We start from the raw sequence: 21,153 nt of genomic DNA on the forward strand, positions 1-21,153 counted from the left end.
ATGAGGATCGCCGTGCTCGGCGCCGGCGGGATGGTCGGGAGCCGGGTGATCGCCGAGGCCGGTGCCCGCGGCCACCACCTGCTCGCCCTGTCCCGCAGGCCCGCGGGCGACGCCCCGGACGTGACGCCGGTCGGCGTCGACGCCGGCGATCCGGACGCCCTGCGCGCGGCCCTCGCGGGCTCCGCGGCGGACGCGGTCGTGGTGGCCCTGCGGACCGTGCCGGTCGACCAGGAGTTCCTGGTCGGGGCCACGCGTACGGTCCTCGACAGCGCCGCGCGCCTCGGGATCCGGGTCCTGGTGGTCGGGGGCGCGGGCGCGCTGCGCAGCCCGGGCCGAGCGGGCCTGCTGGTCGCCGACGACCCCGCGTACGTGCCTGCGGCGGTGACGGCCGTCGCTGCCGCGGGGGTGGCCCAGCTGCGGACCTGCGAGGCGCACGGCGGCGGCGACTGGGTCTATCTGAGCCCGCCGGCCCTGCTCGAACCCGGCGACCGCACGGGCCGCTACCGGCGCGGCACCGACACCCTGCTCACCGGCGCCGACGGCCGCTCGTGGATCAGCGCGGAGGACCTGGCGGTGGCGGTGGTCGACGAGCTGGAGTCACCAGGCCCGGAGCGCCACATCACGGTCGCCGCCGTCTGAGTGCTGCACCGGCTGCGCCGCTCTCGCCTGCGGGTCCGTCGTGGCTGGTCACGCGGTTCCCCGCGCCCCTAGGGGGCGCTCTCGTACGCCTCGTCGAGTTGGTACTCCTCGGAGCCCGCGGCATAGGCGTACAGCTCCGCGTACCGGCCCCAGTCGGTGGCCGTCTCCAGCTGCCGTTCGACCTGCTCGCTCGTGAAGTGGTGGGCGAGCAGGTCGCGGAAGTACCCGGCGCGGACGGTGCCGTCGGGGCGCTGGCGCAGGCTGTTGGCGACCAGCTTCACCAGCGGGACCTCCAGGGCGGCACGGGCGAACAGCCGCTTGGACGTCTGCACGTCGGCCCCGGCGAACGCGGCGCCCTCCTCGGTGAGCACGAGGTCGTCGCCGTCGATGTGGGCGAAGCCGAGCAGGTCGAGCGCGTCGACCTGCGGGAGCAGGTCGTCGACGTCCAGGCCGAGGTCGTCGGCGAGGTCGGCGAGGTCGCAGCCGCCGCCCCGGTGGGCGACCGTCTCCGCGAGGCCGGACAGGCCGTCGACGGTGGCCGTGGGCAGCGGGGTGTTGGCGACGGTGCGCCGGTCCGGCTCCGCCGCCCCCGCGCGGCCGGGCAGGCGGGTTTCGCGGGGGCGTCCGGTCATGACCCGGTAGACGCGGTCGATCAGCTCGTCGAAGGCGGGCGCGTTGCGGTCGCGCGGGCGCTCCAGGCCGACCTCGATGGTCTCGCGGATCGTGCCGTAGGGGCGCGAGCCGAGGACGACCACGCGGTCGGCCATCAGGACGGCCTCCTCGATGTTGTGGGTCACCAGGACCACGGCCCGGGTCGGGAACTGGCCGGACTCCCACAGCTCCATCAGCTCGCCGCGCAGGTTCTCCGCGGTCAGCACGTCGAGCGCGGAGAACGGCTCGTCCATCATCAGCACGTCCGGCTCGACGACGAGGGCGCGGGCGAAGCCGACGCGCTGCCGCATGCCGCCGGACAGCTCCTTGGGGTACGCCGACTCGAAACCGTCCAGGCCGATCAGGTCGATGGCCTGCACGGCGGCGCGGGCCCGTTCGTCGGCGGGCACGCCGCGCGCCTCCAGGCCGAGTTCCACGTTCTGCTGCACCGTCAGCCACGGCAGCAGCGCGAAGGTCTGGAAGACCATGGCCGTGCCCGGGTTGGCGCCGGTCAGCGGCTCGCCGCGGTAGGCGATGGAGCCCGAGCTCGCCGGGACGAGTCCGGCGAGGCAGCGCAGCAGGGTGGACTTGCCCGAGCCCGACCTGCCGAGCAGCGCGACGATCTCCCCCGCGCGGATCTTCAGGTCGATGCCCGCGAGCACGGGCAGCTCCCCGTCGGCGCCCGCGTAGGACTTGGTCAGGCCGGTGGCTTCGAGCAGGACGTCGCCGTCGGCGGCGCGCGGGGGCGTGGCCGCGGGGCGGGCGGTCGGGGTGCGCAGGGCGCGAAGGGCCTTGAGTGCCATGAGGGAGGCTCCAGTTCTCCAGGCGGGCGGGGAAGTCTGCGGGGACCGGTGGGCGGTCAGAGGGAGTAGCGGCTTTCGGCGACGCGGTAGAGGCGGCGCCACAGCAGCCGGTTGAGCCCCACGACGTACAGGCTCATCACGGCGACGCCCGCGAGCAGCCGCGGGAAGTCGCCGTCGGCGGTGGCGCGGGCGATGTACGCGCCGAGCCCTGTGGCGGTCAGTGTGGTGCCGCCGAAGGTGACGACCTCGGAGACGATCGAGGCGTTCCAGGCGCCGCCGGACGCGGTGATGCCGCCGGTGACGTACGCCGGGAAGACGCCCGGCAGGATCAGCCGCCGCCAGCGCTGCCAGCCCCGTACGCCGAGGTCGTCCATGGCCTCGCGCAGGTCGCTCGGGATCGACATGGCTCCGGCGATGGTGTTGAAGAGGATGTACCACTGGGCGCCGAGCGCCATCAGGAGGATGCCGCCGACGTCGATGGACAGGCCCGTCCGCAGGAAGAACCAGACGGCGAGCGGGAACAGGAAGTTGGCGGGGAAGGACGCGAGGACCTGTACGACGGGCTGGGCGATCCGGGTCAGGCGCGGCGAGAAGCCGATCCACACGCCGATGGGCACCCAGATCACGGTCGCGACGGCGACCAGCACCACGACGCGGACGAACGTGACGAGGCCCAGCAGCAGCGGCTCGCCGAACACGCCGAGTCCGGTGCGGTCGTGCAGATAGCCGCCGAGATCGACGAGGCCCCAGACGACGAGGCCGCCCGCGACGACGGCGAAGGCGATGTCGCCGGTGCGCCGCCGCGCCGGGTCGAAGGACAGCGGCCTGTCGTCGGTGCCGAGGACACGGGCGGCCCGGCCCAGGGCGCGGCCCGCCGGGCGCAGCAGCGACCCGAGCAGCCGCGGCCAGTGGGAGCGGCGCAGGAAGTCGAGCACGGCCGAGCGCTGCACCTCGCTCGCCTCGGACTGCTCGTTCCTGAACTTCTCCGCCCAGGCGGTCAGCGGCCGCCAGAACAGGAAGTTCACGCCGATGACCATGACGGCCATGGTGAGGATGGCCCAGCCGACCTTGCCGAGGTCGCCGTCGGTGACGGCCGCTCCGGCGTAGGAGCCGACGCCCGGCAGCGCGTACTCCTTGTTGTTGACGCTGATGGCCTCCGACGCGACGAGGAAGAACCAGCCGCCGCCGAAGCTCATCATGCCGTTCCAGACCAGGCCGATCATCCCGGCCGGCACCTCGACCTTCCAGAACCGCATCCACTTGGTGAAGCGGAACGACCGGGACAGCTCGTCGAGTTCACGCGGCAGCGAGGTGAGGGACTGATAGAAGCCGAACGTCATGTTCCAGGCCTGCGAGGTGAAGATCGCGAAGATCGACGCGCACTCCAGGCCGAGCATCGAGCCCGGGAACAGGGCGAGGAACCCGGTCACCGCGACCGTCAGGAAGCCGAGCACGGGCACGGACTGGAGGATGTCGAGGGCCGGGATCAGGATCCGTTCGAGACGGCGGCTCTTGGCCGCCGCGTAGGCGTACGCGAAGGTGAAGACGGTCGAGGCGGCGAGCGCGGCGAACATGCGCAGGAGCGAGCGCGCCGCGTCGTACGGCAGCCGCGCGGGATCGGTGTCCACCGTGACCGACTGCTCGGTCGAGAAGCGGACGGTGGTGCCCTGACCGACCTTGAGGACGAGGTAGAGCAGCACCAGGACGGCCGCGGCTACCACCGCGTCCACCCACGTCATGCGGGACACGCGCCCCGCGAACCGGGATGCGAGCGGGGCGCGGGACGCGCTGCCGCTGGTCCGGAACGACATCACAAGAACCTCCGACCACACTGTGGGCACAGCGGACCCCGGGCCGCGACCGCGGAGTGCGGCGGGCCGTGCGGGGTGCGGGGCGATGCCCGGCGTGCGTAAGCGAATTGACTGGCGGGGATCAGAAGCCGCCGTCGAGGCAGCGGCCGCTACTGGGAGGGTCTGCGCCCATGGCTGCCTCCTTCGGTGATGTGCCGGACAGGGGCCGTGGGGGGCCAGGGGAAGTGTGCGCTTCTTTGCGTCGATACGCAAATAAGCGGGTCGAGCGGCAGGCGCGACCGGAATCCTCTGTGCATAGTTGCGCAACTATGCAACCATGGGGCGTCCCCGTCCGACCGCGCCACCGGGAGGTGCCGCCATGCAGGCCCTGACCACGTTCGACTTCGCCCTCCGCCTGGGCACAGGCGTCGGCTGCGGCGCCCTCATCGGGGTGGAGCGCCAGTGGCGCGCCCGCATGGCGGGCCTGCGCACCAACGCGCTCGTCGCCGCGGGCGCCACCCTCTTCGTGCTCTACAGCGAGGCGATGGCCGACCCCACCAGCCCCACCCGCGTCGCCTCGTACGTCGTCTCGGGCGTCGGCTTCCTCGGCGGCGGCGTCATCATGCGCGAGGGCGCCTCGATCAGCGGCCTCAACACGGCGGCCACGCTGTGGTGTTCGGCCGCGGTGGGCGTCCTCGCCGCCTCCGGGCGGCTCGCGCTCGCACTGCTCGGCGCGTTCGCGGTCATCGGCGTCCACCTGGTCCTGCGGCCCACCAGCCGCCTCATCGACCGGGCCCCGCAGGCGAGCGCCGACACCACCACGCAGGTCACCTTCCACGTCACCTGCGACCGCCGCGCGGAGGCACACGTCCGCGCACTGCTCATCCAGCTCCTGAGCAGCGCCGACCCGCGCCTGGCCGGGCTGCGCATCCGGCGCGGCGAGGACGGCGGGACCACCGCGCTCGAAGCCGCCGTCACCCTCGACGGCGCACCCGGCGCGGACATGGAGCAGCTCGTGACCCGGCTCTCCCTGGAGCCCGGCGTCCGCGACCTCCACTGGCACCTGACCGACCAGGACGACCAGGCGCGCGCCGAGCGGTCGGCGGCCTGACCGCACCCCCGGGGCCGCGCCTCCGGGTTCAGCCGCTCACCGGCTCCGACCTCACGCCGCGCCGAGGCGCCGCGCGACCTCGCCGAGGCCCTCCTTCAGGGCGGCGAGCTGGCCGGGCGTGAGGACGTCGATGAGGTGGCCGCGCACCACGCCGACATGGCCGGGGGCGGCCGCCTCAAGCCGGCGGCGGCCCTCGTCGGTGAGGACGGCGTAGACGCCGCGCACGTCGTCGGCGCAGGAGCGGCGGCGCACCAGGCCCGCCTTCTCCAGCTGGGTGACCTGGTAGGTGAGCCCGCTCTTGCTCGTGAGGACCACCGCGGCGAGCTCGGTCATGCGTAGCTCACCGCCGTCAGCGGCGGAGAGCCGCACCAGCACCTCGTACTGGAGGTGGGACAGGCCGGACTCGTCCTTGAGCTGCTCCTCGATGCGCCGGTTGAGCAGCGCGCCCGCGGTCAGGAAGGCCTGCCAGGCGGCCATCTCGTCGTCGTCGAGCCAGTGGGTCTTGGGCATGGCACCACCCTACGCCTGTTGTTCAAATTCGAACCATCGAGTACGGTCGAAAGGTGGTTCAAATTTGAACCCGCCGGGCGCCCCACCGCACCGGCGCACCGCCGCACCCGCGCACCACCACATCGCCGCACCGCAAGGAGCCGACCATGACCACCGCAGCCCCGGAGCGCATGCCGTCCCTCTTCCTGAGCCACGGCGCCCCCACCCTCGCCGAGGACCCCGTCTGGCCGGGCGAGCTGGCCCGCTGGGGCGCCGAGCTGCCCCGGCCGACGGCGATCCTGATGGTCTCCGCGCACTGGGAGGAGGCCCCGCTCGCCCTCGGCGCGACCACCACCGTGCCGCTCGTCTACGACTTCTGGGGCTTCCCCGAGCACTACTACGGCGTTCAGTACGCCGCCCCGGGCGCCCCCGAGCTCGCCGAGAAGGTCCGCAAGCTGCTGCGCGGCCCCGGCACCCCGGTCGCCGACCTGCCCGACCGGGGCCTCGACCACGGCGCGTACGTACCGCTGCGGGAGATGTACCCGGACGCCGACGTGCCGGTGCTCCAGGTGAGCCTGCCGACCCTGGACCCGCAGCGGCTGATGGAGATCGGGCGCAAGCTCGCGCCGCTGCGCGACGAGGGCGTACTGATCGTCGGCAGCGGGCACTTCACGCACAACCTCCGGGCCATCAACCCCGACAACCAGGTGCCCGCCGTCCTGGCCGAGTTCGACGACTGGGGTAGGCGCACCCTGGCGGCCGGGGACGTGGACGCCCTCCTCGACTTCGCGCACAAGGCGCCCGGCGCCCGCTACGCCCACCCCCGCGAGGAGCACTTCGTACCGCTGGCGGTCACGCTCGGCACGGCGGCGGACGAACTGCGCACGCAGCGCAGCGTCATCGAGGGCACCTGGCTCGGCCTCTCCAAGCGCTCGGTCCAGTTCGGCTGAGGACGGAAGCCACGCCTCCGTACGGTGCGGTAGCGCGGTGGCGCCGGAACGTCCGGGCCCTACCCACCCCCTTCGCGCCCGCACCCTGCCGCACGAGGGGCCGTCCCGCGTGTGCCCCGCGACCGGCGGGCCTCGACGCACACCGTGCGCGGGCTCGTCCGACCCGTGCGGGTGACTGCGTCAAGAGGCGTATCGCACACCAGGGTGTAGCGATCGGCGCAGGGGACACTCGCTCACTACGCCGGTGACGCCGCAGCGCAGCGCCCGTGCCGTCCGGCGGATCGCTCCCGTCGCCGCGCGTTCTCCCGCACGCGGGGCGGTGGTCGAGGAGGGCGGGCCGCACGCGCGAGGCAGGCGCGTGCGGCCGCTCTGCTTCATTGTCTCCCTGCCCCGCGGGGACGTGCGGGAGTACGCTGCGAGCAGTCCGTGGAATGTCTGTCGCCGTCAGCGCGGCGACAGCCCTCCGGCGATCTCTCGGGCCTGGAGCAAGGCCCCCTCCGCCAACGGCTGTGTCCAGCGGGACTCTGCACCCGCACCTTTGGCACCGCGCGAGGGATCGCCCGCCAAGGCCTCCCCTCCTTGCCGCCTCCCCCGCGGGGTGCTCGACATCCAGGACTCATCATGCGTGGCTACTTCGCCGACGACCTTCTCCTCATGATGCCTTCGGGCACTCTCGCGGGCGTCCGCCTCTTCGGCGAGGTCGTCAGCGCCCATCGAGCTCCCCTGGCCGTGGCCCTCACCGAGCAGAGCAAGGACTCGCAGGAGATCACGCTCGACCTCACCGGGGTCCGCTACTTCGCCAACAGCGCCCTCGAAATCCTCGTCGCCCTCAGCCGCCAGCTGAGCCCGCCCCAGTGCCTGGTCGTGTGCGCGACCCCCGAACTGAGGCTGCGGGAACGGCTCACCGCACGCGGCTGGGACGACATCGAGACCCTGCGCCTGACCGACGCGTGACGGCGCCGCCGGAGGTCCTCGCCGTCGCGGGAGGCGGTGAGGCCCGACCGGCGCAGCCGCGGCCGATCGGGCGCACCCGTGCGTGTCGGAGGTCCGGCACCCACACGCCGTGACCGCGTACGGCATCGTCGGAGTGCTCGCACCCGCGTCCCGGGAGGCGGCTCGGGAATCGACGGCCCACGAGGCGGCTCGCGGAGTGGCGCGAAGGGGAGCAGATCTGGTGCGTGGCAGCGGCGCGGTGGTGCTCACGGGGGTGCTGCTCAGCACGCTCGCGGGCTGTGGCTCGCTCGCCGCGCGCGAGGACGCGGCGGCCGCGGCGGCGGCCCGGTTCACGGCGAGCCTGCGCACCTCGGACCCGGAGCGCGGCTGCGCGGCCCTCGCCCCCGGGACCCGCGACGAACTGGAGCAGTCGGCCGAGCAGCCGTGTGCGCGGGCCCTGCCGGAGGCGGGCCTTCCGGCGGCGGGCCCGGTGCGGACCGTCGACGTGTACGGCGGTCAGGCGCGGGTCGTGGCCGAGCGCGACACGCTGTTCCTCTCCTCGTTCCCGGGCGGCTGGAAGGTCACGGCCGCCGGCTGCGTGCCGCGCGCGGAGAGGCCGTATCGGTGTCTGGTCAAGGGCGGTTGACGGGTGCGGACCTTGTTCACGCTGTATCTGGTGGTGGTGCTCGGCGGGCTCGCCTACTGCACGGTGCTGGGGCTGACGCAGCGGTGAAGCGGCTGCTGCGGTTCCTGCGCAACAACGGCCTGTCGCTGGCGTTCGGGGCCGGGTTCCTGCTCGCCCTGGCGGGGCAGGCCGTCGCCGGGCGCGCCGAGCTCAACAACCGGCTCGTCGCCGAGGAGCTGCACCCGGTGGGCTTCGGCGGCTATCTGCTCACCTCCGACTTCGCGGTGGACGTGACGGAGAACTGGCAGTCCGAGTACCTCCAGTTCTTCCTCTACATCTTCGGCACGGTGTGGCTGCTCCAGCACGGCTCGCCCGAGTCCAAGGAGCTGGACAAGGCGGGCCCGGAGACGGACCGGGAGCAGAAGGCGGGCCGGTACGCGAAGGCGGACTCGCCCCGCTGGGCGTCCGTCGGCGGCGTCCGCCAGGCGTGGTACTCCCGGTCCCTCGGCATGGTGATGTGCACGCTGTTCCTGCTCTCCTGGCTGGCGCAGTCCGTCACGGGCATGGCCGCGTACAACGAGGAGCACCTGCGGGAGCTCCAGGCCCCGATCAGCTGGTCGGCGTATCTGACGGCCGCCGACTTCTGGGACCGCACCCTGCAGAACTGGCAGTCCGAGCTGCTCGCCGTGGGGTCGATGGCGATCTTCTCCGTCTATCTGCGCCAGCGCGGCTCACCGGAGTCCAAGCCGGTGGGATCGGCCCACACGTCGACCGGCGTCGAGGGCTGAGCCCCGTCCGCCGGGCCGGGTGCGGCCGATCTCCCGGACAGCCCCTAGCCCTGGTGCCGCCAGCCGCGGTCCGTGCGGACCAGTTCCGTGAAGCCCAGGTCCTTCAGGAGCGCGAGGGCCCGGGTGTCGTCGGCCGACTCGTAGGCAAGGAGGCGGTCGGCGCCGGCCAGGCGCAGCCAGCGGGCGGCCTCGCCGAGGAGCCAGGCGGGCAGGCCGTCCACGCCGTGACCGGGCTCGGCGTGGAGGTTGCCGACGTCCGCGAGGGAGCCGTTGCGAGCCTGGCGTTCGGGGCGGCCGAGCGCGGTGTCGACCTCGATGAAGCCGAGGTCGCGGCCGTCCAGGTGGGCGGTGAGCCGGGTGCCGCACTCGCCGAGGGAGCGGCGGACGGCCAGGCCCGCCACCGGGGCCGGGGGCGTCGGCAGGTCGGGCACCGCGGCGATGAGGACGACCTCGGTGTCGCCGGTGTGCCGGAACCCGGCGCGCTCGTAGACGGCGCGGACGTGCGGCCAGGCCCGGGGCAGGCCGTACACGGCAGGGGCGGGCAGGGCGCCGTCGGCCTCCCGCACGCGCACGCCCCAGCGGGCAAGGCGGGCGAGGCAGGCGCTCATCAGCAGGTCGGCGGCGGCGTCCGCGTCCGGCCAGAAGGACGCGGGCGGGTGCGACACGAACCAGTCGACGACGCCCGCGTCCCGGAAGTCCGGGCCGACCTCGGCGTCGGCGCGGTAGCGCAGCAGGTGCGCGGCGGCCACGACGAACGACCGCTGCTCGGCGACGAGCGTCACGCGCTCGGCGACCCACGGGTCGGTGATGAACTCGTCGGGCCTGCGCGTCAGCTGGCCGACGACGGTGTTCACGGAGACGGAGACACCGGGCACGACGGCGGCCACATGGGCGTTCACCAGCTCCGTGAGCTGATCGCGGTCGTCGCGGTGGAAGGGGCGTACCTGGAGCGCGGACATGCGCCAACCTCACTCTTCAAGGCCCGTCAGGGCCGATGCGTCAAGGAGGCCGCCATGCGATGCGGTACGCCGACGATCATACGACGGCCTCCTGCGCGGGCGCCACGGGGTTCGGCGCCGCCTTCAGGGCCAGGTCGTTGTGGGCGGTCAGATACGGGCGCAGCTCGATGACGCCGTCGGCGGTGGCGGGGCGGGCGCTCGGGAAGACGTCGGTGCGGCGCCGCTCGATGACGTCGCCGCGCAGCCGCGCGAGCCGGACGGCGTCACCCTGCTCGTCGTACGGTTCGAGGCCCAGGTCCCAGATCGCCTCGCCGCCCGGGTGCTGCCCGGCCGGGCCCGACAGCGGGATCTCGGCGGTGAAGCAGCCCGCCTCGTCGACGTGGCAGCGGGCCTCGAAGGTGGCGTCGCCGCCGCGCAGCCGTGCCATGAGGCGGTAGTGGTGGCCGCGCGCCGCCGCGCCGTGCACCGTGCCGGTCACGGTGATCGCCTCCTCGCCGACGGCGAGCGACTCCAGCTCGGCGTGGGCCGCCCTGCTCCAGGTGCGCAGGGAGAGGTTGCCGTCCTGGGTGCGGTACGGCACGGCGGTGGCGAAGCCCGCGCCTGAGGGGTGCGGGGGCACCGTGGGCGCGAGCAGCCTGCCGGTCTCCACGAGCCCCGCCCGCGCCCGCCGGACGCGGCCCTTGCGGCCCTGCTGGAGGTGGACGTTCCAGTAGCCCTCGGCCATGGGGCGGCCGCTGCGGTGGAGCAGGAGCTTGACGTACGGGTCGGTGTCGGCGGCGGTGACCTTGAACGGGAGCCGCACCGTGTCGTCCTCCGTGCCCGCGCGTGGCCTGAGCACCAACTGCCAGTCCCCGTGGGTGAGTTCGGACACCGGTACGAGGAAGTAGAGCGAGCCGTCGGCGGCCACGCGGCAGCCGACGGAGACGGGCGGCAGCGCCTTGCCGAGCCAGGCGGCGACGCCGAGGCGCTCCGCGAGGGCGCCCAAGCGCTGGCGGGGCGTGCGGCCGGGTGCCGTGCGCGCGGGGCGGGTGCGCGAGCGGCGGGCGGCCGCCGCGCCGGGCCTCAGGTCGTCGATCAGCGCCTCGTACTGGGCGGCCGTGTGGTCCGGCAGGAAGCGGCGCGCCGAGCGGATCGCGGCCTGGGCCAGGCGGAAGCGCTCGGCGTCGTTCTCGATGAGGCGGCAGAGCGCGTCGGCGATGCCCTCCTCGACGGCGCTGTCCGGGCCGTCCGCCGGGACGAGCAGCCCGTCCTCGCCGTGCGTGATGATCTCGCGCGGCCCGAAGTCGCAGTCCGTGCTGACCACCGGCACGCCCAGGCGCATGGCCTCCACGATCGTCATGCCGAAGGACTCGGTGGCGCTGGAGACGGCGGCGATGGCGCCCTTGGCCCACTCCGTGTCGATGGACGTGCGCGCGTCCATCAGGAACACGTGGTCGTGCAGGCCGAGTTCGTCGATCCGGCGGCGCAGCTTCTCCTTCTCCCGGCCCTGCCCGTAGATCCGCAGGGTCCAGTCCGGGTGCTGGGCGGCGACCTTGGCAAACGCGCCGACCAGGCGGTCGTAGCGCTTGACGGGCACCAGGCGGCCCGCCGCGACGACCGTCCTGGTGTCGCCGGACGAGGCCTCGGCCTCGGGGGCGGGGCAGCAGTTCGGGATGTGGGTGAGGCGCGTGGCGACGTCGGGCAGGGCCGCGCGGTAGGCGCGCTCGTCGCCGTGCGAGACGGTCACGAACGCGTCGAGCCGCGGGATCGCGGCGTCCTGGGCGCGGCGCAGGCCCGTGCTGTGGAAGTCGTGGGTGACGTGCTCCTGGCCGATGCGCAGCTGGTCGGCGCGGCCGTGCTCGGCGAGGAAGCACACCAGGTAGGGGCGGGTCGCGATGACGACGTCCGCGTCGCTGCGGCGCAGGTGGTCGGCGAGCCGCGTCTCGCCGAGCGCGCTGGGCGGCGTCTTGCCCTTGTACATCAGGTCGTGCGGGCACACGGTGCCGGACGCGCGCTGGGCCGGGTCGCGCCCGTCGTAGTGCCGGGAGCCCGGACGCAGGTCGACCAGGGGGCGCAGGGTGACGCCGGGGCCGAACGGCAGGCTCGGCCGTTCGGCGGTGCGGTAGTACGAGACGACCTCGACCTCGTGGCGCTCGGCGAGCGCGGTGGCGAGGTTCGCCGTCGCGCGGATGGTGCCGCCGATGCCGTACGCGTTGTAGAGCAGGAAGGTGATCTTCATGAGGGGGTGTCCCGTGGGCTTCGAGAGGAGGGGGGCAGCGGTGCGGCGGGCGCTTGGGTGCGCTCTGACGTCTAGATCACGTGTGGCCTTTAGGTGCGGTGTCGTCCGAGATGTCCGTGGCTCATACACCCTCCCCGTCGTACGGGTCGGGAGGCGTCCCGCCGGGGGCTGAAACCGGGGCGCCGAACGGCGGGAGCGCCCCCCGCCGTTCGGCGGGGGTCGCTGGGACCATCAGCGCACGCGGTCCGCGACTCTGGTCGCACGCTGGAGCAGTGCCTCCAGCGGGCCGCGCCGGAAGAACCGCGTCCACAGCGCGGCGAACGCGGTGACGCCCGCGACGAAGGCGAGGAGCACCAGTGTCGACTGCGGCAGCCCGTCCCCGCCGAGGAAGCGGATGGCGACGATGTGCAGGACGTACGCGGTCAGCGACATGCTGCCGACCGCGATCACGGGCCCGGCCAGGCGCCGGAAGCGCGGCAGCGCGTCGACGGCGAGCAGGCAGCAGGCGAGCACGGCGACGGCCACGCCGGTGTTCGCCACGACCGACAGGGTCGTCTCGCTGTGCGGTGCCGCGACGAACAGCCAGCCCCAGGTGTCCTCCTCGGGCCAGCCCGCGACGTCGGACCACCAGGCCGTGCCCGTCCCGCCGGAGGGGAAGCCCGCCCGGCTCAGGGCCTGCGCGACGCCGGGCAGGTGGTGCAGCGCGAGCCAGGACCCGCCGTAGCCGAGCACGGCCAGGCCCGCGCCGGTGACGGCGAGGCGGATCCGCACGGCGGTGTCCGCCAGGTCGAGGCGCGCCACCGCCATGCCCGCGATGACGAACGGCAGCCAGGACAGGGCCGGGTAGGAGCCGGTGAAGAGCAGCGAGACCAGGCCGTCCGCGGTGCGGGGCCAGGCCAGGGCGCCCGTGGAGCCGCCGCCGAGGGCGCCGTCGTAGTACACCGCGCGCGCGACGAAGTACAGCAGCTGGGGCAGCACGAGCGCCGCCACCACGGCGATCTCGGCGAGCGTCCGCGCCGAGAGCCGGTACAGCGGCAGGACCAGCAGGAAGTACAGGCCGTAGAAGGCGAGGATCACCTCGACCGGTGTGCCGCTCATGGTGAGCGCGGTGCCGAGGGCGAGCAGCACGACGGCGCGGAGCGCGACCTTCGCCACGGCCTGGCGGCCCGCGCGGCCGGTCTTCGGCACCCTGCGCCCCGTCATCAGGACGACGGAGAAGCCCGCGAGGAACGCGAAGAGGGCGGACGACCGGCCGTGCGCCAGCTCCATCACGAACCCCCGCACGCCGCCCGCCGTCGCGGGGTCGGGCCCCACGTGGGCCGCGTACATGCCGAAGACGGCGAGACCGCGGGCGAGGTCGACGCCTATGAGGCGGCCGGTCGACCGCGCGTCGGCCACCGGCGCCGCGGCCGGTGCCTGCGCCGTGGCCACTGCGTTCTGAGTCATGCCGCCAGCCTTGGCGGCGGGCTCCGCGCGCAGTATCCGGCAGTCGTCCGGCGCCGCTCCGCCGCCCGGCCCGCCCCTCCCCCCGAACGGCTGGAACCCCCACGCCGGGTGGCTGCCGTACGGGACCGCCCCCGTGCGCCGTCGGCACCGCCGCCTAGAGTCGTACGGGGACGATCACGAGGGCGGTCCCCCTCGCGGACGGCCGGGAGGCCGGCGCGGGACGACGACGACGGCGAGGCGGGACAGCGTGATCCGGGTAGTGGTGGTCGACGACGAGGCCCTGGTGCGGTCCGGTTTCGAACTCATCCTCAACGCGGCCGACGACCTGCACGTCGTCGCGACGGCCGCCGGGGGCGACGCCGTGGACACCGTGCGGCGCGAGCGCCCCGACGTCGTGCTGCTCGACATCCGCATGCCGGACGTCGACGGCCTCACCGTCCTGCGGGAGCTGCGGTCCCTTCCCGACGCCCCGGTGGTGGCGATGCTGACCACCTTCGACACCGACGAGTACATCGTCACCGCGCTGCGCTCCGGGGCGGCCGGGTTCCTGCTCAAGGACACCGAGCCCGACCAGCTCGCGCAGCTGGTGCGCACCCTCGCCGCGGGCGGCGTGGTGATGTCACCCAAGGCGTCGCGGTCCATGCTGCGCGCCCACCCGGGTCCCGGCGGCGGCGCCGCGTCCGGCGCGGACCGGACCCGTGTGGAGCGCCTCACGGGCCGCGAGCGCGACGTCCTCGTCCTCATCGCCGAGGGCCTGACCAACGCCGACATCGGCACCCGCCTGCACCTCAGCGCGGGCACCGTCAAGGACCACGTGAGCGCCATCCTCACCAAGCTCCGCGTCACCAGCCGCGTCCAGGCGGCGCTGCTCGCCGAGCGCGCCGGGCTCCTGGACACGGCGGGCCGGACGGAGGAGCCGCGGTGAGCGAGCGGGCGGCCGGTGCCGCCCCGTGGCCGCGCCGTCTCCCCCCGTACGTCGTCGACCTGGTCATCCTCGTCTGCGCGGTGATCGACCTGGCCTTCACCACCGACTTCTACGACGAGACCCCGGGGGCCCTGACCGCGGCGTCGGTGGCCTGCGCCGCGCTGCTGCTGCGACGGCGGTTCCCGCTCGCCGTCGTCCTGCTCACGCTGCCGGCCAGCGTGGTGGTCGAGCTGACGGTGCCGCCGTTCGCCGCCCTGTTCACGCTGGCCGACCGGACCCGGGACCGCAGGCTCCTCGCGGCGTGCGCGATCCTGTCGGCGGCCGCCTCCGCCTTCCCGTGGCCACCGGGTTCGCTCACCTCCGACGACCAGACCTGGACCCTGATCTACTTCGTCTACACGCTGACGACCGCGGCCGCCCCCGTGCTGCTCGGCCAGCTCACCCAGGCCCGCCGGGACCTCTCGCGGCGCCTGGCCGAGATCGAGGAGGCGCGCGAGCACGAACGGGCGCTGCACGCGCAGGCCGTGCTCGCCCGGGAGCGGGCGCAGCTGGCCCGCGAGATGCACGACGTCGTCTCGCACCAGGTGTCGCTGATCGCGGTACGGGCGGGCGCCTGGCAGGTCGCCGCCAAGGACGCCGACTCGCGGGACGCGGCCCGCACGATCCGCTCCCTGAGCGTCAACACCCTCGACGAGCTGCGGCACATGGTCACGCTGCTGCGCGCGTCCGGCGGCCGCGCCACCGAGCTGACGCCGCAGCCCACCCTCGCCGACCTGCGGACCCTGGTCGCCTCCAGCGGCATCGAGGCGGAGCTGACCGGGGCGCTGCCGCCGGACATCGCGACGCCCGCGCAGCGCGCCCTGTACCGCACCGTGCAGGAGGCGCTCACCAACGTGCGCAAGCACGCGCCGGGCGCCCGCGCCGGCGTCCACCTGTGGGACGACGGCGAGGAGTTCGGCGTCACGGTCACCAACAGCCCGCCCACGCGTCCTTCGCTGCCCCTGCCCGGCTCCCAGCAGGGCCTCGTCGGCCTGCGCGAGCGCGCGGAGCTGCTGCACGGCACCTTCCAGGCGGGCCCCACGGCCGACGGCGGCTACCGGGTCAGGCTCGGCGTCCCGAACCCGGGCGCCTGAACCCGCCGCGCCGGAAGCTGTCCGGGTGCCTCCTGTGCCGCGCGCGCCGCACCCCGTATACCTGAAGCACCATGACCACGTCGCAGCCCCGCCCCGCCGCCCGGCCCGTCGTCGCGCTCGCCATGGCGCGCGACGCCGCCGCTGCCGTCCTCGACGACCAGGCGCTCGCCGCGCTCGACGCGGTGTGCGACCTCGTGCATCCGCCGCTGCTCGACGACTTCGGCACGGCGGCGGCCCGGGCCGTGCTCGGCCGGGTCGAGGTGCTCGTCACCGGCTGGGGCTGCCCGCCGCTCGACGCGGCCGCGCTCGCCGCCGCCCCGGGCCTGCGGGCCGTCGTGCACACGGCGGGCTCCGTCCGGGGCCACGTCACGGACGCGTGCTGGCAGCGCGGCGTGGAGGTGTCGTCGGCGGCCGCCGCCAACGCCCTTCCGGTGGCGGAGTACACGGTCGCGATGATTCTGCTCGCGGGCAAGCGGGTCCTGGAGCGCGCCCGCGCGTTCACCGCCGCGCGCCGCCCCGACGACCCGATGCGCACGCCCCGCACGATCGGCAACCACGGCCGCACCGTGGGCGTCCTGTCCGCCTCGCACGTCGGCCGCCGCGTCATTGACCTGCTGCGGCCGTACGACCTGCGGGTCCTGCTGCACGATCCGTACGTCGACGCGGCGCAGGCGGCCGCCCTCGGCGCGCGGGGCGTCGGGCTGCGGGAGCTCTTCGCCCAGAGCGACGTCGTGAGCGTGCACACGCCCCTGCTGCCCGAGACGCGCGGGCTCGTCGGCCGGGACCTGATCGCCGCCATGCGTCAGGACGCGGTGCTCATCAACACCGCGCGCGGTGCCGTCCTCGACCAGGAGGCGCTCACCGAGGCCGTGACGGCGGGGCGGATCCGGGCCGTGCTCGACGTCACGGACCCCGACGTGCTGCCGCCCGGGCACCCCTTGTGGGACTGCGAGAACGTGCTGCTCACCCCGCATCTCGCCGGGTCGCAGGGCAACGAGTGGCGGCGCCTGACCGACCTCGCCGTGAGCGAGGTGGCCCGCTGGGCGGCGGGCGACGGCTTCGCCCACGCCGTGTCCGCCCGGCGGGCCCGGCTCCTTGCCTGAGGCGCCCGCTCAGGCGCCCGTCGTGGAGCCCGGCCGGACGATCATCAAGATGGTGACGGTCGCCCAGAGGACGTTGAAGACGCCGGTGTACATGGCGAGTTGAGCGCTCGTCCGCGCGTCCGGCCGCACCGCGACCGCCCCCTCGGGCCCGGTGGCCGTGCCGTCCGCGGCCCGCGCGTCCCCGTCGGGTGACTCCGGCCCGGCCACCGCCGCGAGGGCCGTCTCCTGCCGGGGCAGGACGAGCAGCAGCAGGATCAGGGCGGCCAGGAAGGTGAGGCCGATCGATGTGATCAGCCACGGGCTCGCCAGGACGTCCATGCTGCTCGCGGTCGCGAAGCCGAAGGCCACCACGGCGATGCCGAGGCCGCCGTAGACGCGGCTGATGCGGTGCAGCGTGCGCAGCGTGGTGACGGGCCGCGCGTCGTCGGGCGCGGCCAGGGCCTCGCGCAGGACCTTGGGGAACATGCTGGCGGCGACGGTGACGGGGCCCACGGCGACGATCGCGGCGAGCACGTGCAGGGTGAGGAAGAGTTTCGACATCAGGGGCTCTCGGAGGCCTTCGGTAGGGCGGCGGGAAGGGTGTCTGGCTGCTCAGATCGCGACGGGCTCGGTGCCGCTCTCGCTCCAGACGACGCCGCGGCGCTCGTACGCGAAGAGCTCTTCGACAGCGTGGGCGACGCGCGGCCCGAAGCCGCGCTCCAGCAGGTACAGGCCGAGGTCGAGGCCCGAGGTGACGCCTCCGCCCGTGACCAGGTCGCCGTCGTCGACGACGCGGGCCCGGACGGTCCGCACGCCGAGCCCGGCCATGCCGTCAAGGGCGGCGTGGTGCCCGGTGGCGGGGCGGCCCTCGATGAGCCCGGCCAGGGCCAGGAGCAGCGAGCCGCCGCAGACACTGGCCACGGTCACGCCGGGGCGGGCGAGCGCCTCGCCGAGGAGCCCGGGCAGCTCGGTGCGCAGCGTGCGCCCGAGACGGGCGGGGATGCTGTCGTCGTCGGGGTCGCGCTGCTCGGTCGCCCCGGCCGCGCCCGGGAGCAGCACCAGGTCCGCGCGGGCCGGATCGAGCCTCGCCGTGGCCTTGAGGCTGATCGGCTCCAGACCGCTGGGGACGTCACGGGGCCCTTCCGCCGAGACCAGCTCCACGGTGAGCGCGCCGTCGGTGGCGTGGCCGCCCGCGTACAGGACCTCCAGCGGGCCGAGGACGTCCAGCGGGTCGAAGCCGTCGAAGAGTACTGCCTGCACGCGCATGCGGGGTTCCGTTCCGTGCTGAGGGGCTCGGGCACCGCCGAGGCTAGCCAGGGCGGGTTCGATCTCAACAGTGGCTGGAATGACAGCTGTCAACGGGATATCGCCATCGGCCCCTCGGCGGTGGAGTGCCGAGGTCCGGGGCGGTGCGCGGGGCGGGGGCGGGCCCGCAGCGCGGCCGTCGGCGTGCGGCGGCCGGGGTTGGCGGGAAGCCGGTGGTGTCGTACGTTGCCGCCATGCACACGGTCGCGGTCCTCGCCCTGGACGACGTCATCCCCTCCGACCTGGCGATGCCCATCGACGCCTTCGCCCGCACCCGGCTGCCCGGCGAGCGGTCGGCCTACCGGGTGCGGGTGTGCGCGGCCGAGGAGGAGGTCGACGCGGGCGGCGCCTTCGCGCTGCGGGCCCCCTACGACCTGGGCGCGCTCGCCGACGCCGACACCGTGATCGTGCCGGGCGTGCACGACCCGGTGGCGCCGGTGCGCGACGACGTCCTCGACGCGCTGCGCGCGGCGGCCGCCGCGGGCACGCGGATCGCCTCGGTCTGCGTCGGCACGTTCGTGCTCGCGCAGGCCGGGCTGCTCAAGGGCCTTCGGGCCACGACGCACTGGTACGCGGCGGCCCAGCTCGCGGCGGCCTACCCGGACGTCGACGTCGACCCGGACGTCCTGTACGTGGACAACGGCCAGATCCTCACCTCCGCGGGCGCGGCCGCCGGGATGGACCTGTGTCTGCACATGATCCGCCGCGACTACGGCTCGGCGGTCGCCGCCGACGCCGCGCGCGCGTCCGTGATGCCGCTGGAACGCGAGGGCGGCCAGGCCCAGTTCATCGTCAACCAGCCCCCGGCGAACCCCTGCGGCCAGGCCCTCGAACCGCTGCTCGGCTGGCTCGACGAGAACGCGGCCCGCGAGCTGACCCTCGACGACATCGCCGCGCACGCGGGCCTGAGCAGCCGCACCCTGCTGCGCCGTTTCCGCGAGCAGACCGGCACGACGCCGCTCCAGTGGCTGCACCGGGCGCGGGTGCGCCGGGCCCAGCACCTCCTGGAGACCACCGCCCACCCGGTGGAGCGCATCGCCGCGCAGGTCGGCTTCGGCTCGCCGACGGCGTTCCGCGACCGCTTCAAGCGGGTCGCGGGGGTCAGCCCGCAGGCGTACCGACGGGCGTTCGGGGCCCGGGTCTAGGCCCCGGGGCGGGGGCTCACTCCTTGCGCGCGACCACCAGGCGCCAGTGCGGGCTGCCGTCGTCCCTGCGCCCGAACTCCGCCAGCGGGAGAAGGCGTACCGCGAACCCGGCACGCTCCAGGTCGGCCCGCACCCCGGCCAGCGGAAACGTGCGGTAGTACATGACGAAGGGGGGCCGCAGCAGTGCGTTGCGCACCCGCATCGCCGAGTCGAAGCCGAGCATGGCCCAGTACCATGGTGATGTGAGTGGCTGTGGTGCGCCGAGGGGAAAGGCGAACAGGCCGCCGGGGCGCAGCGCCCGGTGCACCTGGGCGAAGAGCCCGGGCCGCTCGGACGGCACGAAGTGGCCGAACGCCCCGAAACTGACGGCCACGTCGAAGGCGCCGGCGAACGGCAGCGCGCGGGCGTCGGCCCGCACCCAGTCCACCACCGGACCCGGCCCGGGCGCGGCGACCGCCGCCCGCGCCTCGGTCAGCATCCCGGCACTGAAGTCGACGCCGGTGACCCGCTCCCGGCACAGCGGCAGCAGGGTCTCCACGCCCGCCCCGGTGCCGCAGCACACGTCGAGACCCGCTGGGAACGGGCCAAGTGGACGCAAGGCCGCAGCGGTCGCGTCCAGGATGCGGTCGGGCGTGCGGAACGGCGTGCGGTCGAACTTGGGAGCCAGCAGGTCGTAGCCGTGCTCGGTGGAGGACAGCGCCTGCACGGCCAGTTCGCGAAGTGAGGGGCCCTGGGAGGTGAACACCGGCACAGCCTAATGAGTCGGTCCTGGCCGGGAACCGCCGCGCGGTCTACCGGGCCGGGAAACGCGTCGGGTAGAGCTTCAACTGCCGCACACCCCAACTCACGCCCCGGAGGTATCCCCATGTGCGCACGCAGGACGCCCGACGGCAACGGCCCGGCGATGACCGAGATGGCGGGCAAGACCCGGTTCGACGACATCTACGACCGCCCCGACCCGCGGGCGTATTTCCGCCGCCTCGCCCCCTTCGCCTACGAGATCCCGCAGCACGCCCAGGGCGTCTTCCGCCGCACGCTCGCCGAGCGGGAACTCAGCGGCCCGCCCGGCGCGGACGGCGAGCGCGTCACGGTCCTCGACCTGTGCTGCTCGTACGGCATCAACGCGGCGCTGCTCAACCACGACGTCACGCTCGACGAGCTGTACGCGCACTACACCGACGAGGCGGCGGACCGGCTCACGCCCGGCGAACTCCTCGACCGCGACAAGGAGTTCTACGCCGAGCGGCGCCGCCCGGACGCGGTGCGGATCATCGGCGTCGACACGGCGGCCCGGGCCACGGCCTACGCCCTGGCCGTCGGCCTGCTCGACGAGGCGTTCGCGGAGAACCTGGAGCGGGTACCGCCCAGTCACGGCCTCGCCCGCGCGATGGGCCGCGTCGGCCTGATCACCGTCACCGGAGGCATCGGGTACGTGTCGTACCGCACCTTCGACGCGCTCCTGGAACACGTCCGGCTCCCCCTGTGGGTCAGCGCGTTCGTGCTGCGCACGGTCCCCTACGACCGCATCGCCGAGAGCCTCGCCGCGCACGGCCTGGCCACCACGACGGACCCGGACCGCCTGTATCCGCAGCGCCTGTTCACCGACCCCGCCGAGCAGCGCGACGCCGTGGACCGCGTCACCGCCGCGGGCGCCGATCCCACGGGCTTCGAAGCGGCGGGCCGCTACTACACCTGCCTGTACGAGTCCCGGCCCCGGGCGGCGTGAGGGCCCTCGCCCCAGGCCCACATCGGGGCGTATCGTTAAATCACGGACAATTCAGCGTTCACGGACGGCTCGGGCGGCTCGGAGCGACAGGGGGTCGTCATGCTGGAGGAACTGCTCGCGGCGGGCGTGGCCACGGTGTCCGCCTGTCTGCTGTACGCGGCGTCGGCGGCCCGTGTCGTCAAGCAGTACGAGCGCGGTGTCGTGTTCCGCCTCGGGCGGCTGCACGGCGAGGCGCGGCCGCCGGGGTTCACGATGGTCGTGCCGGGCGTCGACCGGATGCGCAAGGTCAACATGCAGATCGTGACGATGCCGGTGCCCGCCCAGGAGGGCATCACCCGGGACAACGTCACGGTCCGCGTCGACGCGGTCGTCTACTTCAAGGTGCTGCGCTCCATCATCGGCAAGAGCGACCTGGACGACCTGCTCTCCAACCGC

The 21,153-nt window shown here is 74.2% G+C and carries 21 protein-coding genes; 12 read left to right on the forward strand and 9 right to left on the reverse strand.

Going from position 1 to position 21,153, the window contains the following annotated elements:
• Nucleotides 1-639 (forward strand): NAD(P)-dependent oxidoreductase, encoded by a 639-nt coding sequence (locus IG74_RS0105260; RefSeq protein WP_030670316.1) that lies wholly within the window; start codon nt 1-3, stop codon nt 637-639.
• A gap of 68 nt (nt 640-707) precedes the next feature.
• Here IG74_RS0105260 and IG74_RS0105265 read toward each other — a convergent pair whose 3' ends face one another.
• Nucleotides 708-2,093, reverse strand: a complete 1,386-nt coding sequence (locus IG74_RS0105265; RefSeq protein ID WP_037824386.1) for a nitrate/sulfonate/bicarbonate ABC transporter ATP-binding protein — start codon at nt 2,091-2,093, stop codon at nt 708-710.
• Between the two features lie 56 nt (nt 2,094-2,149).
• Complete coding sequence (locus IG74_RS0105270; RefSeq protein ID WP_030670321.1) at nt 2,150-3,904, reverse strand: ABC transporter permease; 1,755 nt, start codon at nt 3,902-3,904, stop codon at nt 2,150-2,152.
• A gap of 358 nt (nt 3,905-4,262) precedes the next feature.
• Between IG74_RS0105270 and IG74_RS0105275 the strand changes: the two genes are divergently transcribed.
• Nucleotides 4,263-4,994, forward strand: coding sequence for an MgtC/SapB family protein (locus tag IG74_RS0105275; RefSeq protein ID WP_030670323.1), 732 nt, complete (start codon nt 4,263-4,265; stop codon nt 4,992-4,994).
• A 51-nt stretch (nt 4,995-5,045) separates the two neighbouring features.
• Here IG74_RS0105275 and IG74_RS0105280 read toward each other — a convergent pair whose 3' ends face one another.
• A complete protein-coding gene (locus IG74_RS0105280; RefSeq protein WP_030670326.1) occupies nt 5,046-5,504 on the reverse strand; it encodes a MarR family winged helix-turn-helix transcriptional regulator in 459 nt (152 codons plus the stop codon).
• Between the two features lie 146 nt (nt 5,505-5,650).
• Here IG74_RS0105280 and IG74_RS0105285 point away from each other — a divergent pair, with 146 nt between their 5' ends.
• The 4 genes from IG74_RS0105285 to IG74_RS0105305 all read left to right on the forward strand — a co-directional run bounded on the left by IG74_RS0105285 (nt 5,651) and on the right by IG74_RS0105305 (nt 8,779).
• On the forward strand, nt 5,651-6,433 hold the full coding sequence (locus tag IG74_RS0105285) for a dioxygenase (RefSeq protein WP_030670329.1): 783 nt from the start codon (nt 5,651-5,653) through the stop codon (nt 6,431-6,433).
• Between the two features lie 621 nt (nt 6,434-7,054).
• Nucleotides 7,055-7,387 (forward strand): STAS domain-containing protein, encoded by a 333-nt coding sequence (locus tag IG74_RS0105290; RefSeq protein WP_030670332.1) that lies wholly within the window; start codon nt 7,055-7,057, stop codon nt 7,385-7,387.
• A 220-nt stretch (nt 7,388-7,607) separates the two neighbouring features.
• On the forward strand, nt 7,608-8,012 hold the full coding sequence (locus tag IG74_RS0105295) for a hypothetical protein (protein WP_030670335.1): 405 nt from the start codon (nt 7,608-7,610) through the stop codon (nt 8,010-8,012).
• 83 nt (nt 8,013-8,095) lie between these two features.
• Nucleotides 8,096-8,779 carry a DUF6766 family protein gene (locus IG74_RS0105305; protein WP_030670338.1) on the forward strand — a complete coding sequence of 228 codons (684 nt, stop codon included), beginning with the start codon at nt 8,096-8,098 and terminating at the stop codon, nt 8,777-8,779.
• 44 nt (nt 8,780-8,823) lie between these two features.
• On the opposite strand, the gene IG74_RS0105310 is transcribed toward IG74_RS0105305, so the two are convergent.
• The 3 genes from IG74_RS0105310 to IG74_RS0105320 form a co-directional block, all read right to left on the reverse strand.
• On the reverse strand, nt 8,824-9,738 hold the full coding sequence (locus IG74_RS0105310; protein WP_030670340.1) for a hypothetical protein: 915 nt from the start codon (nt 9,736-9,738) through the stop codon (nt 8,824-8,826).
• Nucleotides 9,739-9,814: 76 nt separating this feature from the next.
• Nucleotides 9,815-11,956, reverse strand: coding sequence for a glycosyltransferase family 4 protein (locus IG74_RS0105315; RefSeq protein WP_051854559.1), 2,142 nt, complete (start codon nt 11,954-11,956; stop codon nt 9,815-9,817).
• A 231-nt stretch (nt 11,957-12,187) separates the two neighbouring features.
• On the reverse strand, nt 12,188-13,402 hold the full coding sequence (locus tag IG74_RS0105320; protein WP_030670344.1) for a DUF418 domain-containing protein: 1,215 nt from the start codon (nt 13,400-13,402) through the stop codon (nt 12,188-12,190).
• A gap of 247 nt (nt 13,403-13,649) precedes the next feature.
• Between IG74_RS0105320 and IG74_RS0105325 the strand changes: the two genes are divergently transcribed.
• The 3 genes from IG74_RS0105325 to IG74_RS0105335 all read left to right on the forward strand — a co-directional run bounded on the left by IG74_RS0105325 (nt 13,650) and on the right by IG74_RS0105335 (nt 16,563).
• Nucleotides 13,650-14,327 (forward strand): response regulator, encoded by a 678-nt coding sequence (locus IG74_RS0105325; RefSeq protein WP_030670345.1) that lies wholly within the window; start codon nt 13,650-13,652, stop codon nt 14,325-14,327.
• 89 nt (nt 14,328-14,416) lie between these two features.
• Nucleotides 14,417-15,460, forward strand: coding sequence for a sensor histidine kinase (locus IG74_RS0105330; RefSeq protein WP_420709856.1), 1,044 nt, complete (start codon nt 14,417-14,419; stop codon nt 15,458-15,460).
• 71 nt (nt 15,461-15,531) lie between these two features.
• Nucleotides 15,532-16,563: a hydroxyacid dehydrogenase gene (locus tag IG74_RS0105335; protein ID WP_030670351.1), complete on the forward strand. Its 1,032-nt coding sequence runs from the start codon at nt 15,532-15,534 to the stop codon at nt 16,561-16,563.
• A gap of 9 nt (nt 16,564-16,572) precedes the next feature.
• Here IG74_RS0105335 and IG74_RS0105340 read toward each other — a convergent pair whose 3' ends face one another.
• Entirely contained in the window at nt 16,573-17,103 is a 531-nt protein-coding gene (locus tag IG74_RS0105340) for a hypothetical protein (RefSeq protein ID WP_030670354.1), read from the reverse strand.
• A gap of 51 nt (nt 17,104-17,154) precedes the next feature.
• The gene (locus IG74_RS0105345) at nt 17,155-17,808 is read right to left on the reverse strand and encodes a DJ-1/PfpI family protein (RefSeq protein ID WP_030670356.1); all 654 of its coding nucleotides are present in this window, start codon (nt 17,806-17,808) and stop codon (nt 17,155-17,157) included.
• Between the two features lie 233 nt (nt 17,809-18,041).
• Between IG74_RS0105345 and IG74_RS0105350 the strand changes: the two genes are divergently transcribed.
• On the forward strand, nt 18,042-18,992 hold the full coding sequence (locus IG74_RS0105350) for a GlxA family transcriptional regulator (RefSeq protein WP_030670358.1): 951 nt from the start codon (nt 18,042-18,044) through the stop codon (nt 18,990-18,992).
• A gap of 16 nt (nt 18,993-19,008) precedes the next feature.
• Here IG74_RS0105350 and IG74_RS0105355 read toward each other — a convergent pair whose 3' ends face one another.
• On the reverse strand, nt 19,009-19,737 hold the full coding sequence (locus IG74_RS0105355; RefSeq protein WP_030670360.1) for a class I SAM-dependent methyltransferase: 729 nt from the start codon (nt 19,735-19,737) through the stop codon (nt 19,009-19,011).
• Between the two features lie 120 nt (nt 19,738-19,857).
• On the opposite strand from IG74_RS0105355, the gene IG74_RS0105360 reads away from it, so the two are divergent.
• Together IG74_RS0105360 and IG74_RS0105365 are read left to right on the forward strand one after the other, a co-directional pair.
• Entirely contained in the window at nt 19,858-20,718 is an 861-nt protein-coding gene (locus tag IG74_RS0105360; protein ID WP_051854560.1) for a hypothetical protein, read from the forward strand.
• Between the two features lie 99 nt (nt 20,719-20,817).
• A partial coding sequence (locus IG74_RS0105365) for an SPFH domain-containing protein (RefSeq protein WP_030670364.1) occupies nt 20,818-21,153 on the forward strand: 336 nt, incomplete at its 3' end.

Origin of the sequence: Streptomyces sp. NRRL B-1347, assembly GCF_000720325.1 — a bacterium.
In the GTDB taxonomy this organism is placed as follows: Bacteria; Actinomycetota; Actinomycetes; order Streptomycetales; family Streptomycetaceae; genus Streptomyces.

What these genes read in the sequence shown, in the direction of transcription:
- IG74_RS0105350 (WP_030670358.1), top strand. Translation starts at nt 18,042, where the DNA reads ATGCACACGGTCGCGGTCCTCGCCCTGGACGACGTCATCCCCTCCGAC.
- IG74_RS0105275 (WP_030670323.1), top strand. Translation starts at nt 4,263, where the DNA reads ATGCAGGCCCTGACCACGTTCGACTTCGCCCTCCGCCTGGGCACAGGC.
- IG74_RS0105360 (WP_051854560.1), top strand. Translation starts at nt 19,858, where the DNA reads ATGTGCGCACGCAGGACGCCCGACGGCAACGGCCCGGCGATGACCGAG.
- IG74_RS0105290 (WP_030670332.1), top strand. Translation starts at nt 7,055, where the DNA reads ATGCGTGGCTACTTCGCCGACGACCTTCTCCTCATGATGCCTTCGGGC.
- IG74_RS0105320 (WP_030670344.1), bottom strand. Translation starts at nt 13,402, where the DNA reads ATGACTCAGAACGCAGTGGCCACGGCGCAGGCACCGGCCGCGGCGCCG.
- IG74_RS0105285 (WP_030670329.1), top strand. Translation starts at nt 5,651, where the DNA reads ATGACCACCGCAGCCCCGGAGCGCATGCCGTCCCTCTTCCTGAGCCAC.
- IG74_RS0105260 (WP_030670316.1), top strand. Translation starts at nt 1, where the DNA reads ATGAGGATCGCCGTGCTCGGCGCCGGCGGGATGGTCGGGAGCCGGGTG.
- IG74_RS0105315 (WP_051854559.1), bottom strand. Translation starts at nt 11,956, where the DNA reads ATGAAGATCACCTTCCTGCTCTACAACGCGTACGGCATCGGCGGCACC.
- IG74_RS0105335 (WP_030670351.1), top strand. Translation starts at nt 15,532, where the DNA reads ATGACCACGTCGCAGCCCCGCCCCGCCGCCCGGCCCGTCGTCGCGCTC.
- IG74_RS0105310 (WP_030670340.1), bottom strand. Translation starts at nt 9,738, where the DNA reads ATGTCCGCGCTCCAGGTACGCCCCTTCCACCGCGACGACCGCGATCAG.
- IG74_RS0105340 (WP_030670354.1), bottom strand. Translation starts at nt 17,103, where the DNA reads ATGTCGAAACTCTTCCTCACCCTGCACGTGCTCGCCGCGATCGTCGCC.
- IG74_RS0105345 (WP_030670356.1), bottom strand. Translation starts at nt 17,808, where the DNA reads ATGCGCGTGCAGGCAGTACTCTTCGACGGCTTCGACCCGCTGGACGTC.
- IG74_RS0105280 (WP_030670326.1), bottom strand. Translation starts at nt 5,504, where the DNA reads ATGCCCAAGACCCACTGGCTCGACGACGACGAGATGGCCGCCTGGCAG.
- IG74_RS0105265 (WP_037824386.1), bottom strand. Translation starts at nt 2,093, where the DNA reads ATGGCACTCAAGGCCCTTCGCGCCCTGCGCACCCCGACCGCCCGCCCC.
- IG74_RS0105270 (WP_030670321.1), bottom strand. Translation starts at nt 3,904, where the DNA reads ATGTCGTTCCGGACCAGCGGCAGCGCGTCCCGCGCCCCGCTCGCATCC.